The organism is Sporomusa sp. GT1 (genome assembly GCF_014634905.1).
Classification (GTDB): Bacteria; Bacillota; Negativicutes; order Sporomusales; family Sporomusaceae; genus Sporomusa; species Sporomusa sphaeroides.
This window is the reverse complement of record NZ_BMBX01000002.1, coordinates 166,721-180,374: the sequence shown is the minus strand read 5'-3', so window position 1 is coordinate 180,374 and position 13,654 is coordinate 166,721. Positions and strand designations below refer to the sequence as shown.

12 protein-coding genes are annotated in these 13,654 nt (G+C 48.4%); 9 read left to right on the top strand and 3 right to left on the bottom strand.

The window, feature by feature from the left end; translation table 11 throughout:
• Positions 1 to 94 precede the first annotated feature (94 nt).
• From GT1_RS04450 to GT1_RS04440, 3 genes are all read right to left on the bottom strand, one after another.
• Positions 95 to 2,113, bottom strand: a complete 2,019-nt coding sequence (locus tag GT1_RS04450; RefSeq protein WP_188397709.1) for a TonB-dependent siderophore receptor — start codon at positions 2,111 to 2,113, stop codon at positions 95 to 97.
• Between the two features lie 126 nt (positions 2,114 to 2,239).
• Positions 2,240 to 2,764 carry an ECF transporter S component gene (locus GT1_RS04445; RefSeq protein ID WP_188397708.1) on the bottom strand — a complete coding sequence of 175 codons (525 nt, stop codon included), beginning with the start codon at positions 2,762 to 2,764 and terminating at the stop codon, positions 2,240 to 2,242.
• A gap of 301 nt (positions 2,765 to 3,065) precedes the next feature.
• Positions 3,066 to 4,436: an MATE family efflux transporter gene (locus GT1_RS04440; protein WP_188397707.1), complete on the bottom strand. Its 1,371-nt coding sequence runs from the start codon at positions 4,434 to 4,436 to the stop codon at positions 3,066 to 3,068.
• A 354-nt stretch (positions 4,437 to 4,790) separates the two neighbouring features.
• Here GT1_RS04440 and GT1_RS04435 point away from each other — a divergent pair, with 354 nt between their 5' ends.
• The 9 genes from GT1_RS04435 to GT1_RS04395 all read left to right on the top strand — a co-directional run bounded on the left by GT1_RS04435 (position 4,791) and on the right by GT1_RS04395 (position 13,641).
• Complete coding sequence (locus GT1_RS04435; protein WP_188397706.1) at positions 4,791 to 5,372, top strand: FmdE family protein; 582 nt, start codon at positions 4,791 to 4,793, stop codon at positions 5,370 to 5,372.
• Between the two features lie 278 nt (positions 5,373 to 5,650).
• A complete protein-coding gene (locus tag GT1_RS04430; RefSeq protein ID WP_188397705.1) occupies positions 5,651 to 6,685 on the top strand; it encodes an energy-coupling factor ABC transporter permease in 1,035 nt (344 codons plus the stop codon).
• 24 nt (positions 6,686 to 6,709) lie between these two features.
• Entirely contained in the window at positions 6,710 to 7,516 is an 807-nt protein-coding gene (gene cbiQ, locus GT1_RS04425; protein ID WP_188397704.1) for a cobalt ECF transporter T component CbiQ, read from the top strand.
• 2 nt (positions 7,517 to 7,518) lie between these two features.
• The gene (locus GT1_RS04420) at positions 7,519 to 8,268 is read left to right on the top strand and encodes an energy-coupling factor ABC transporter ATP-binding protein (protein WP_188397703.1); all 750 of its coding nucleotides are present in this window, start codon (positions 7,519 to 7,521) and stop codon (positions 8,266 to 8,268) included.
• A 240-nt stretch (positions 8,269 to 8,508) separates the two neighbouring features.
• Positions 8,509 to 9,480, top strand: a complete 972-nt coding sequence (locus GT1_RS04415; protein WP_188397702.1) for an ABC transporter permease — start codon at positions 8,509 to 8,511, stop codon at positions 9,478 to 9,480.
• A 12-nt stretch (positions 9,481 to 9,492) separates the two neighbouring features.
• The gene (locus GT1_RS04410) at positions 9,493 to 10,326 is read left to right on the top strand and encodes an ABC transporter permease (protein WP_188397701.1); all 834 of its coding nucleotides are present in this window, start codon (positions 9,493 to 9,495) and stop codon (positions 10,324 to 10,326) included.
• Between the two features lie 3 nt (positions 10,327 to 10,329).
• Entirely contained in the window at positions 10,330 to 11,271 is a 942-nt protein-coding gene (locus GT1_RS04405; protein WP_188397700.1) for an ABC transporter ATP-binding protein, read from the top strand.
• Positions 11,264 to 12,043, top strand: a complete 780-nt coding sequence (locus GT1_RS04400) for an ABC transporter ATP-binding protein (RefSeq protein ID WP_188397699.1) — start codon at positions 11,264 to 11,266, stop codon at positions 12,041 to 12,043. Before GT1_RS04405 ends, GT1_RS04400 begins: the two co-directional genes overlap by 8 nt.
• Entirely contained in the window at positions 12,040 to 13,641 is a 1,602-nt protein-coding gene (locus GT1_RS04395; protein ID WP_188397698.1) for an ABC transporter substrate-binding protein, read from the top strand. Before GT1_RS04400 ends, GT1_RS04395 begins: the two co-directional genes overlap by 4 nt.
• Positions 13,642 to 13,654: the final 13 nt, after the last annotated feature.

Below are 13,654 nucleotides of genomic sequence, written 5' to 3'. Positions count from 1 at the left end.
TTTCACAACTCTTCTCGCTAATATTTTACATTATTCGAATATTTTTGTAAATATAAATAATATTAGCCACAGGGCATATTCAAGAAAAATTATCTTAAATCTTAAGCTGGTAATTGGCGCTGAAGATCCGCCCTTGCATCGGATAACCGTGGATTTCGGCATAATCTTTGTCCAAAAGATTATCAACAGATACCGTAATGGACGAGTTTTTGTCTAGATTTCTTGTAAGCGAGAGATTATGCACTACATAACCGCCCAGATAAATCTCGTTATTAGCGTTGTAAGCACCGGCCGCCGGTATATAAGCTGTCCGGCTGCTCCGATAGTTTACACTATAGTTCAGCAGCCACGGGTTGCTGTTATACGTATAGCCTAACGCAATATTATGCCGCGGGTTATAATCAAGCGAGCCCGGTTTGCCGCTCCAATCGCCCCCAAGCGTGCCGTCTTTACGGGTATGCAGGTTGGTATAATTTAGGTAAATTTCCGATTTCGCGTTTAACTTATAGGTATTTTCCCATTCCAGTCCCCAGATTTTCACATCAGGAATATTATAACAGTAGAATGGGGCGGTGTGAACAAAGTTAATGTAATCGTCAAGATCCTGATAATAAGCTGTTAGCTTAGTAGTAAATGTCTCTGATGCCTTTTTCTCGACGCCGATTTCATATCCCCAGCCTTTTTCAGGCTTCAGCCCGACAGTATTGCCGCCGGGAATATTGCCGCTGGGAAATCCCTGACGCGACCACCAGTAAAACTCCGGCATGGACGGAGCCCGCCAAATGCGGCTTACCGAAAGGAAAGTGATCGTGCTGTCATTGTTGCGGAAAGAAAAGTTGACTTTGGGCGAGATGCCGCTTTCATTATAGTCCAATACTTTCATAGAACCGTAAGGGGGAGTATCGCCGCCGCCGTCCATTTTATCATATCTCAGGCCGATATTGCCTGTCCAGCGGTCATTAAGCCGCCATGTGTCTTCAACATAAATTCCCAGCAAATCAACCTTTTGCGACGGGTAAATAGGCGAGCCGCTCCCTATATTGTACCAGCCTTTGCCGTAGCGCATATTTCTGTAGTCTATGCCATAGCCGTAGGTGTGCTTTCCTGGCGCGTATTGCCCTGTAAGTAACCAGCCTCTCGATTGGTCAGAAGGGGTAACGGCATCATAAGTTACTACTCCGCTTGTGTATCTGACATCGCGCAGCTTTTCGTCATTTTTCCAAAACGATAAGTCAAAAAAGCCGTTAGGCATATTGTGACGCCAGGCGGTGCTATAGGTATACATATCTCTGTCTACATACGAGCCCGGGTTATAGCCTTCACCAGTCGGCACTGTCGGATAGGAAGGGTCATAAGGATAACTGACGCCGGGGTGATTTGCAATGATCCGGCCGCGGCGCTCCTCAGTTTTATCGACGGAAAATTTGATACTGTCGTTATCATTGTTAAATTTGTACTTGACAGCTAAACCATATTGTTCGGCATCATAGTCGTTGTTGCGCAAAAAAGCGTCGCTGCCAAATTTGTTAACATAAAAATTCCAGGTGATATCGTCCTGGGTCGCTCCGTAATTCAACCGGTATTGGTATCCACCATTTTCAGCGGTTCCGATGTTTATTTCCCCGCTGGGCTCCTTGTAGTCTTTCGTTATAATATTGATAACCCCGCCTACCACATTTCCATGAGCCGCCGCTTTAGCCCCTTTAATGATTTTGATGCGGTCGATGTTGTCAATGGGAATATTGTTCCAGTTGACATGCGTCCCGCCCATAACGCCGGACATGTTAATTGGCCGACCGTCGATAAGTACGGTAAACCGCCTGGCATTGAAGCCGCGCATTTTTACGGTATGGTCTTCATTGCCAATAGAGTCGTAAGAGGAGCGGGCATTGATATTGATGCCTGTTACCTGTCGCAATAAATCAGGTACACTTTTTACCGAACCGGGGTTTACTATTTTTACATTTACTTCTGAAGCATCAACACTGTCACGGTCAGCGGTTACTATGATTTCTTCCATGTCGTAGCTTGGCACCTGCTCCTCGGCATAAACCGGGAGTGCCGTCAACATGGAAGCTACCAAAAGAGCAGAAATAAGATTCCGTTTTTTCACGTATGTTACCTTCTTTCTTTTATATTTATGCTACATAACATCCAGAACAGCAACTTAACCATTCACCCGGCTTTGAGTATCAAAACCCGCCCCTTTTCAAGCCGTTGCTGCCGTTAGTGCGCGCGGTTAGCGCATCCTATACTTTTGCAGACCGGCAGCCTCAAGCTTTTTGATAAAGAAAGGTACTGTAATAAATTGGATGATAATTCCGGGAAGACCCTTAATAACAGATGCACTGAAATAATAAATAGGATCGATCCCAAGATTGAGAAAGAGAACAAGTCCATAATTCATGACCAAAGATACCAGTCTGCCAAGGACCATGGCGGATAGCAACGAAACTAAGAGCGGCACTTTTCTGGTTTTGTAAAAATAACCGCCAATCAGGCCAAAAGCGCCAAGCTCGGCTGCCATGGCGGGCATCATGGGCAGTAAGGGCGGCATTCCCGTTGTCAGCGAGCTAATAATAGGGGTGAGCACTCCCACGGCCAGCCCGGCCCTGGCTCCCAGAAAAAGCCCCGCAATCAAAACAGGTATATGCATGGGCAGAAATATTGAGCCTGCTATTCCCGTAAAGTGAAAAGCCACCGGCAAAACGATGCCGAATGCAATAAAAGCCGAGCTTAGAACTATTTTCCGGACTTGGTTCATAGCTTTACCTCCTTTCTTGCCACAAAAAAACTATACGCCAAAAAGGCTCCCCGCTTGGGAAAGCCTTCTTGGCGTATAGTTACAGTGGTTATTTTATTGTCATTTATGATCTGAAAATCCCGACCTTCAGGTCGAACAGCGCTGTACAGTGCATATATTCGCCTGGCTTATGATAATTCCTGCTGTATTTTTGCAAAAAAAGAGAATTTTGTGTCATAATTCACAAGTTGTTCTATCTGATCTGTTTCGCAAAAGGGTACAACAATCTCGCCTTCATCACAAAGGATAACGGAATCAGCCATCAAATAACCTGTATTTCCTGCCACTTGCCGCCTAAAAACCGTAACGCCACAATAAGCGCCATCAGGCTGGAGTAAACCGCCAGCGCAAGCCATAGCCAAAACAGGGGCAGCCCGGCCGCCACGCAGACAAAGTAAGGAATCACAATATAAAATACAAAAGGAACGACAGCGTACACATACATCAGAAATAACGTATCACCCATGGCCTGCAGCACGCTGCCAATAATTAAATGGACAGTGTCAAATACCAGCCACACAGAGATTAGCCTCACAAGCGGCACGGCGGTACTGTTGATCCGTGCCAGTTCTGCGCCGGACTGATCACCGACAACTAGCGCAATAAGCGCTTCCGGGTATAAGTTATACAGCATAATTAACAGCAGGTTGAAGCAGACACCGATGAGTACGCCCTTGCGGGTGAGTATGGCAATTGTATTAACTCTGCCGGCCCCCCGTTCCTGACCGGCGATAATTCCCACAGCTGCGGCAAGGCCGAGTACCGGCAATATCGAGATCCCTTCAATAGTAAACGCAATGTTGGCGCAAGTCAGCGCAAATTCTCCGGTTTTGCCAATAATCAGCAGCAACAGGCTAAAATAGCCTGTATCCACAAAAGCCTGAATTCCGGCTGCAAGCCCAAAAGCAACGAGTTTGCGCAGCAGCGGGACACGTAAGCTGCTGTTGGCCAGCAACCGATACAACTGCCTGTCCTTTTTTCTTGTTAGCAGCAAAATATATAAACACAAACTGGCAAGGCAGCTTAAAATTGTGGCGGTCCCCGCCCCGGCTATGCCCAGCTCCGGCCAACCGCCGTGTCCAAATATAAAGAGCCAGGCCAGCACAATATTAACGGCATTTGCCGTTATGCCTACATACATGGTTGTCCTGGTATCGCCGATGCCGCGGTAAAAGCTGGAAATAGCAACAGAAAAAAGCTGAACACAGCCGGCGACGATGATGAGGAAAAAATAGTGTCGTTCATAGCGCAATAAATCCCCGGTATGGCCCATAAAAGAAAATATGCCGGCTAGAAATGGCGCAGACAATAGCAGCAGCAGACTAAAAGCAACGCCAATATAGATCCCCTGCCACATAGCTGCCGAACAGTCCTGATACCGGCCGGCACCGTAATACTGGGCGACAAGCACGGAAGTATAGCCGGTAATGCCGCTAAAAAGGCTGGCAACGGCAGTGGCAAAAAAACCGGCCGGCATCATAGCTGCAAATTGAGTCAGGTCATAGTGAGCCATATAAGCCCTGTCGGCCAAAATCATAATATTTAGCGAAAACATCGAAAACACAACCGGGTAGGTAATGGTCATAATCTGCCGGAAAGAAACCGTTGACCCGTTTGTCGCTTTGCCGTTCATCCGCATCCGTCCCTATAGGGCTGCTCGCCCGCTATTCCCAAATCGGCCCTCAAGCCGATATTGCCCTTATCCTGCTTTTAAGAAAGTTATACTTTCTGTTAGGATAAAAAAAGCCATGACCATACGCATTAAATGCCTCTCATCGTCATGACTTTGTTTGCGTGCAATATTTTACTGTAATAAAGTACGAAGCTTTCACATTCATTGTGTCTTTTCCAAGTTTAATTCTAGCAAACAATCTAATTATCGTCAATCAGGGCTCCGACCGTTGACAATCAATTTCAAACAATTTAATATTTTTGTAAGAACCTGTTTTTACGCAACTTTATTTTTGACGTGGAGGGGTTACAGCAAATGGATATGTGGGATTATACAGTACGTTTTCACGGACATGCCTGCTGCATACTGGCAGTTGGCTATCGGGCGGCGCTGCTGGCAAAAGCCAGGCTGTCTCCATCTGAACATGACGAAATCATTGCTCAGGTTGGAACGGCAGACTGCAGCACTGACGCATTGCAGACCGTACTAGGCTGCACGCTCGGAAAGCGCACGCTAACCGTCAAGGACTATGGGAAACACAAATTTATTGTGGCTATCCCGGGGCGAGCTGTTTGCATTACATTAAAGCCCGGTACTCTCACTCGTACCGGGCCGGATTTCGTTGAACTGATGGAGAAAGTAGCCGCCGGCACTGCCTCTTCGGACGAGGAAGCACGTTTTTATGAATGGCAAACGCCGCTCATGCAGTACATACTATCAGCACCGGCGGAAAACCTGTTCACTTGCAAGGACAGTGTTGCTCCGCCTAACAGCCAGACGTTTTCCTTTAGGTCAGTACAATGTTCCGCCTGTGGCGAAGCTGTGTTTATTTCCCACGCCAAGTGCCGCGGCGCTGATTTTTTCTGCCCGGAATGCCCGGATCATCAACACGCGTGAAAAATTACAAATAATCAGCTTCCTTAGCAGGAATAATTTGAACTACAACGAATAACCATAATTAGTGAAAATATTCGCGCAATGTATCTATGACGATACATAGGTTCTGAAGAATCGGTATGGCGTGTCACTTTTCATCAAATTCATACCATTGAAACAAGGCTACGAAAGTCTCATCCCAACAGCAATGCTTGGGGATTCTTAGTAGTCTTTTTTTGTTGGTAACCGTAACCATCTAATCGGATAATCTATCAAATTTATTTTAGGAGTGATTAAACATGCATATGGCAGACGCATTAATTTCCCCGGTCGTTGGCGGGGCTATGTGGGCAGCTACCGCCGGCTTGGCTACTTATGCTGCCAAAAAAGTACAGCAGGATATTGATGAACGCAAAATTCCCTTGATGGGAGTATTGGGAGCTTTTGTTTTTGCTGCCCAAATGATTAATTTTACCATACCCGCGACAGGCTCCAGCGGCCATTTGGGCGGCGGCCTCCTGTTGGCTATCTTGTTAGGCCCTTACGCCGCCTTTTTAACCATCGCTTCTGTTCTAACCATTCAGGCTCTGTTTTTTGCTGACGGCGGCCTCTTGGCGCTTGGCTGTAATATTTTTAACCTCGGCTTTTTCCCTTGCTTTATTGCCTATCCGTTTATCTACAAACCGCTTGCAGGCAAACAGCTTACGCAAGGCCGGTTATGTCTGGCCGCTGTCTTAGCTGCCGTCATTAGCCTCCAGTTGGGCGCTTTCAGCGTGGTTCTGGATACCGTCTTTTCCGGCATTTCCAATTTACCCTTCAGCGCTTTTGTCATCCTTATGCAGCCTATTCACCTGGCCATCGGCCTTGTGGAAGGTCTGGTTACCGCAGCAGTAATCCTCTTTGTAGCCAAAGAAGCTCCGGAAATTCTCACAAGAACGGCCCAAGGCCAACGCCTGGGCAATATTGCTGTCAAACCGGTTCTCGTCACATTGCTGATTGCCGCCATGATTACCGGCGGGGCTTTATCCTGGTTTGCCTCCAACTCCCCTGATGGATTGGAGTGGTCAATTGCCAGTGTCACAGGCACGGATGAATTAGAAGCACCTGACGGAATTCACGGGGTCCTTGCCGAGCTACAGGAAAAAATCGCCTTCCTCCCTGACTACAACTTTAAGCAAGACGAACAGCCTGTCGCCACGGAAACCAACGCGCACGAGGCTTCTGCCTGGCCTGCTGTAGACGCCGGCACTTCGGTAGCCGGAATTGTCGGCTCTCTCCTTACTTTGACTTTTGCCTTCGTTATTGGCAAAGGCCTGCAGCGTTTTGTCAAATAACATTAACCCCCCAAAGGATGTTTTATGATTAAGATCGAAGCCAACTGGATAGATTTACGGTATCTTGACACACTTGCCATGAAAAGTACACCTGTTCATCGTCTCAATCCCATTGTTAAATTAATTGCCACACTTGTTTTTATTATTACAGTTACTTCCTTTCCCAAATACGAAATCAGCGGTCTTCTGCCTTTTTTCCTGTTTCCGGCGGTTCTTGTTTCGCTTGGCGGCCTGCCGCTCTGGCCGCTATGTAAACGCTTGCTGTTAGTAGCTCCCTTTATCATATTCATAGGTATTTTCAATCCACTGCTTGACCATACACCGGTTAGCAAGCTTGGCTCTTTCGTACTAACAGGCGGCTGGCTGTCGTTTGCCTCTATCACCATCCGTCTGTACTTAACCGTAACAGCCGCCCTTATTCTGGTGGCAACCACCGGCATGAATGCCTTGGGATTGGCACTTACCAGAATTGGCATTCCCAGAATTATAGTTGTTCAAATCCTATTCATGTACCGTTATCTGCATGTTTTGCTTGAAGAATTTGTCCGCAGTATTCAGGCTTACAGCTTGCGTTCCTTTCATGGAGACGGAATCCGGTTCCGGGCTTGGGGGTCGCTCCTGGGTCAGCTTCTGCTTCGCTCTATTGACCGGGCCAACCGTATTTATCAGGCGATGCTGTGCCGGGGCTTCGACGGTGAAGTGCGCCTTATGCACAGCTCCACTTTATATGCAGCCGATATTCTCTATCTTGCCTTCTGGATAGTCTTCTGCCTCAGCGCCCGCAGTTTCAACATACCACAGCTTTTGGGCAAACTACTTATGGGGGTCTGACATTGAGCCATCATATCGTCGAACTAAAAGATGTAACCTACACCTATCCTGACCAGACCCAGGCGCTTCGCGGCCTGTCTGTCCGCATCACCCATGGTGAATCTGTTGCCATTGTCGGTGCGAACGGTTCAGGGAAAACCACCCTGCTGTCACATTTAATTGGTGTGCTCTTTCCTGCCTCAGGCTCGATTAATATTGGCGGTTACCCTGTTACCAAACAAACCTTACCCCATATCCGCCGTTCAGTCGGTATGGTCTTTCAAAATTCCGATGACCAGTTATTCATGCCCACAGTCTATGACGATGTTGCTTTTGGCCCGCTAAACCTGAAACTGCCGCCAGACGAGGTGGCTTCCCGGGTAACAACGGCCTTAAATACCGTAGGAGCATTGCATTTGAAAGACCGTCCCCCTTACCGGCTGTCAGGCGGACAAAAACAGTCTGTCGCCATTGCTGCCGTCCTGGCAATGCAACCCTCCATCCTAGTCATGGACGAACCTACCGCCGGCCTTGACCCGCTGGCCCGCCGCCAATTAATTAACCTGCTCAGAACCTTCGAGCATACAAAAATAATTGCCACCCATGACCTTGATCTGGTGCTGGACCTGTGCACCCGTACCATAGTCATAAGCGCCGGTACAGTGCTCGCCGATGGTCCTACGCTGGACATTTTCAACAACCGGGAACTCCTTGGCCAGGCACATTTAGAAAAACCCTTCCGTATGCAAGGCTGCCCTGTCTGCAATTCTTGAGTGGACAGCAACCAAAGCAGGCCTCTCAAATATTATCAATGAAGGTAAATTACTTTATGTAGCTCATGACGGGTTACATAAGGATAATAGCCGCTATACGAATAATGTAACCATGAAGGTTATAGCCGCAATGATAAGGTGCGGCTTACTTTCATGGTTTTTATTGTCCGTACTATTACCCCTAAACGAATTACTGATATAGCGTCATTTAGAAAAGAAAGGGTACTTTTAGGTGCTGTAATGGATACTAATCTGCTGTTACAAAAAACCTGCCGCCTTGTTATTACCCTCTTTGTCATTTTAACTGTTAATTTTGCTTTACCCCGCCTAATGCCAGGTGATCCGTTTATAATTATGCTCGGGCAGGATGCTGCCATAGCTGAGACTGATTTGGGCGAAATAAGAAGCAAGCATGGCCTGGATAAGCCTTTGGCTGAGCAGTACTCGGCTTACTGGCACTCACTATTCCAGGGAGAGTTAGGCTATTCCTATCATTACCGTCAGCCTGTTACCCAAATTATCTGCCAGCATTTACCCTGGACACTCGCCCTGATCTTTCCGGTAGTAGCATTCTCCAGCCTGCTGGCGCTGTTTTTTGGTATGGCTGCCGGCTGGAAGGCCGGTTCAGCCCTAGACAAAGTAATAACCTGCAGTTCGCTGGTCATTTACTCACTGCCACAGTTTCTTATTGCTATGCTGCTGCTGACTGTGTTCAGTTTTAACCTGCAGTTGTTTCCGCTTGGCGGCCTGTCCTCAGGCAGCAGCAGCTCCACATTAGCCAATATCGGTGATGCACTCTGGCATTTAACACTCCCCATAGCAGCACTTACGCTTTCAGCCACCTCATCTAAGCTGCTGGTTATACGCAATAGCACGGTTAAACACCGCTACGAAGATTTTGTTACCTATGCCACTGTCAAAGGATTATCATCTTTTCGAATATTGACCGTTCACCTGCTGCGCAACGCTTGCCTGCCCTTGTTAAGCCTGATTGCTTTAAATATCGGTTTTATTGCGTCAGGCGCTTTAGTTATCGAAATTGTTTTTTCCATTACAGGCATGGGTACTCTCCTGTATGAGGCGGCGGTGTACCGCGATTACCCTTTACTGCAAGGTTGCTTTTTGGTGGTTACTATATTTGTAGTTGTTGCCAATACACTGGCAGATTTTGCTTATTGTATTGCGGATCCCCGTATTTCTCATTCATCCTGACGGAGGCTGCTCATGTCACTCAATCGCCCGCCTGCTTCGGCTCTATGTGGTCTGCTGCTTTTGTCAGCACTGACATTGACTGCTTTATTCGCGCCCTTACTGTCTCCCTATTCGCCGGCTGAACGGTTCACACCATTTATGGCGCCTTCAGCTGCTCATCTCCTGGGATGCGACGATATTGGCCATGATATCTTAACCCAATTGATCTATGCCAGTCGCGTCTCGCTGTTAGTCGGTGTGGCAGCCGCCATCACGGCAGCCGGCATCGGAGCCGCTGCCGGTATTCTGGCCGGCTACTGCCGGGGCTGGCTGGCGCATGGTTTAAATGGCCTTATTGATATTGTCCTGCTTATCCCTGCATTGCCGCTGATGATTGCCTTGGCCGCTTACCTTGGACCAAGTCTTGGAAATATCATTATCATTATTGGTCTGTTAGGCTGGTGCTCAACAGCCAGGGTAGTTCAGGCCCGGGTATTGCAGCTTCGGGACTTACCCTTTATAGAAGCCCTGCGGGTGCTGGGTATTCCCGGGCATCAAATCATACTTAAGCATATTGCCCCCAATGTTATGGAAGTTATTGCCGCCAAATTTATCCTGGCAGTCGCCCAGGCCATGCTTAGCGAAGCAGCTCTGAGTTTCATCGGCCTTGGAGATCCGTTGTCGCTGAGCTGGGGCGGCGTACTTTATTACGCTTTTCATCGTGGCGGTTTTGTCAATAATTTATGGAACTGGTACTTGACGCCAGGCCTATGTATTGCATTTTCGACATTAAGTTTTACATTACTGGGATTTTATCTGGAAAAAAGATCACGCGAAAATAATGTTCAGCCTTTGGCGGAGGAATAAAAAATGCTGCTTTGTATCAACAATTTACAAGTTTCTTTCGCAGTTGGTGTACTGTCTATCCAGGCAATACATACAGTAACTATTAGCTTTGCTAAAAAATCAAAAACGGCAATCATCGGGGAAACAGGCTGCGGCAAGTCGGTATTAGCAGCAGCCGTAGCCGGCATATTGCCGGACAATGCCGGCATGCAAGGACAGCTTGCCTGGGAGAACACACCATTATCACAACAATTGCTGTCAGACATTCGCGGCAAAGATTTATCACTAATTCCGCAAAATCCTCTTGGCAGCCTTAATCCGGTATTAACAGCCGGATTCCAAGTCGACGAATCCGTCCGGCGAGTCAATCCCTGCTGTAATAAAGAACTGGTATACAACCAGGTGCTTGACCTTTTTCACGCTGCCGGGTTTGCCAATCCCAAAACAATCTACCAGTCCTATCCTCATCAGCTATCCGGCGGCATGGCACAACGGGTCTTACTGGCCGCAGCTATGGCCAGCCGCCCAAAACTGATTATTGCCGACGAACCCACCAAGGGGCTGGACCTGGAAACCCGCAACCAGAATGTTCTGCTCTTGCACCGGATATTTGAAAACAGTGCCCTGCTGCTCATTACCCATGATATAGAAGTAGCTGCCACCTGCTGCCTGACAGCCGTCATGTACGCCGGGGAAATCGTGGAGACAGGTCGATCTGAAGAACTATTGACAACCCCCCTGCATCCTTATACCTCACAATTGCTGAATTCCCATCCCGCCCACGGCCTTACTCCCATCCCCGGTTCTCCGCCAAATATGAGCAGCCTGCCTGCCGGTTGCCGGTTTGCTGAAAGATGCTCTCTCCGGCAAAAATTAAATAGCGCTGCAAAGAAAGTTTGTCTCACCGCCCATCCCCCGCTGGAGCCCCGGAAAGCTTACGCATCAGTGAGGTGCTGGCATGCTTGAAATAAACCGATTAACCAAACATTTCTCGCAAGGCTGGTTAAGGCAAACCACCACCTATGCCGTGCAGGATGTTTCCTTTACGCTCCCCGCCGGCAAGACCTTCGGACTTATGGGGACAAGCGGGAGCGGCAAATCCACTGTCGCTAAGCTAATAACCGGACTTCTCCGGCCAACCGCCGGCGAAATCAGATACCAGGGAAGCAAACTCACCGGTCTGGCCCGCTCAGGCTGGCAGCCATTTCGCCGCAAAATACAACTGATTTTTCAGCAGCCCACCCTGTCACTTGACCCCAGGCAAACAATCCTTGATACCCTGCTTGAACCCCTGTTTGCCCATAAGATAGTCAACTCCCGCCGTCAAGGCTTAGACAAAATAGAACATTTATTAACACTCACCCAGCTATCGGCCGATATACTGCCCAAATATCCCTGGCAAATCTCGGGCGGCCAGGCACAGCGAATAGCCATTGCCAGAGTACTGGGACTGGAGCCTGAAATAATCATTGCTGATGAACCTACCTCAATGCTGGATTTATCTGTCCAGGCCCAAATCCTCACCTTGTTAAAAGATATCCAAAACCAAACCGCTCTAAGCCTGCTGCTTATCTCTCACGATCCTGATGTCGTCAAAGCCTGCGCCGACCAAGCCGCCATCATGGTTAGCGGCAAAATTGTGGCAGCCGGCCACCCGGCGGACATCCTGCCACAGTCAGGCAGCCTGCTGGCTCTGCGCCGCTCAATACTGCAGCAATGCACGGGAGGAATACCATGAAATATGCTACTGCCTTAGGGTTATTCATAACCCTTATCTTGACGTCCCTACTGACAGGCTGCAGCCATAATCATAAAACGGTGAACACCGGTGGCCAGGCTATACCTATGCTGACCATTGGCACAACCATGAAAGTGAAAGCCATCAGCATCGAAGATTATTACTTCGGTATCTTCCGCTCAATCTTCACCCACAAAGGGCTTGTCAAGCTGAATGAAAGCGGTCAGTTTGTCGGCGACTTAGCCAAATCCTGGAACACAACCGACGGTCAAACCTGGACATTTAACCTCCAGGACGGCGTTACCTGGCATGATGGGACCAAGGTAACGGCTGCTGATGTAAAATTCTCCATCGAGTATAACACAAAACACAACGTAGAGTATAAAAGCCATTTTTCCTTAATAAAGTCAATCACAACGCCTGATGATCAAACAGTGGTCATCACTCTTTCCCAGCCAGCTCCCCGCTTCCTTGTCAATTTGCTGGTGCTCAGGACATTGCCGCAACATATCTTTGCCGCAGTGGACAATCCGGCAACCTATAATGACCCCAAAGCCGCCATTGGCTGCGGACCCTACATATTTGAAAGCTTCGATGAAAGTGCCGGCATCATCACTTTCAGAGCCAACAATGCCTATTACCGGGAGGCACCGCCCATTACCTCAATCAAAGTCCGGCTGTTTAAAAATCCCGACGCCCTCTATATGGCACTGCAAAATGGCCAGATCGACCTGCCTTATACCTACTCGGCCGGAACCGACCCTATTTATGCCGCCAACCTGGCTAAGAACCCGAAACTCAAACTAGTGAACATTCCCAATCTTGGTGTCAGCAAAGCCCTGATCTTCAATGTCACCAGACCTGTAGTCAACGACCCCCGGCTTCGTACCGCCCTTTCTTATGCCATTGACTACAACGAGCTGGTTCGCTTGTTTGCCGCCAATAACGGCACAGTGCCTGCTGCCGGCTTCGTTCCCCGCGACACACGGGGATTTGCTGCCACCCGCCAGCTGGAATTTAATCCCGGCAAGGCTAATCTCCTGCTGGAACAAGCCGGCTATCATTTGAATGCTACCGGTGCCAGAGAAAAAAACGGTCAGCCGCTCACCTTTGAACTGCTGGTTAGAAACGACATCCCGGAAAACATCCGGCTGTCAGAGCTTCTGCAAAAATACTTTGCCGGCATCGGTGTCAGACTTACCCTCAAAACAGTGGATGCCACCGTATACCAGACAATCAGCAGCAAGGATAAATCTCACATCAGTCTGCTATCCCGCACCACCCCCTGGGGCATGATGATGTGGGCAGGTATGGGATCAGGCTATATTGATGCCCGCAATATTGGCTGGGCCATGGTTGAGGATGCTAAGTTTCGCGATATTGTTGACAAGATGAATGTTGCTCTGGACCAGGGTGAGTACCAAAAATACAGTGCTGAATTGCAGCAGTATTATGCGGACAACCTGCCGGTCATACCCCTCTACTGGGATAGCTTCATCCAGCCGCATAACGCTGCTCTGACAGGCTGGAAGGTAAGCCCGATGTACGGCATTCTTAATGAAGAAACCTGGTACAGCCTGCAAAAAACTGTACCATAATGAAAGGAGACAA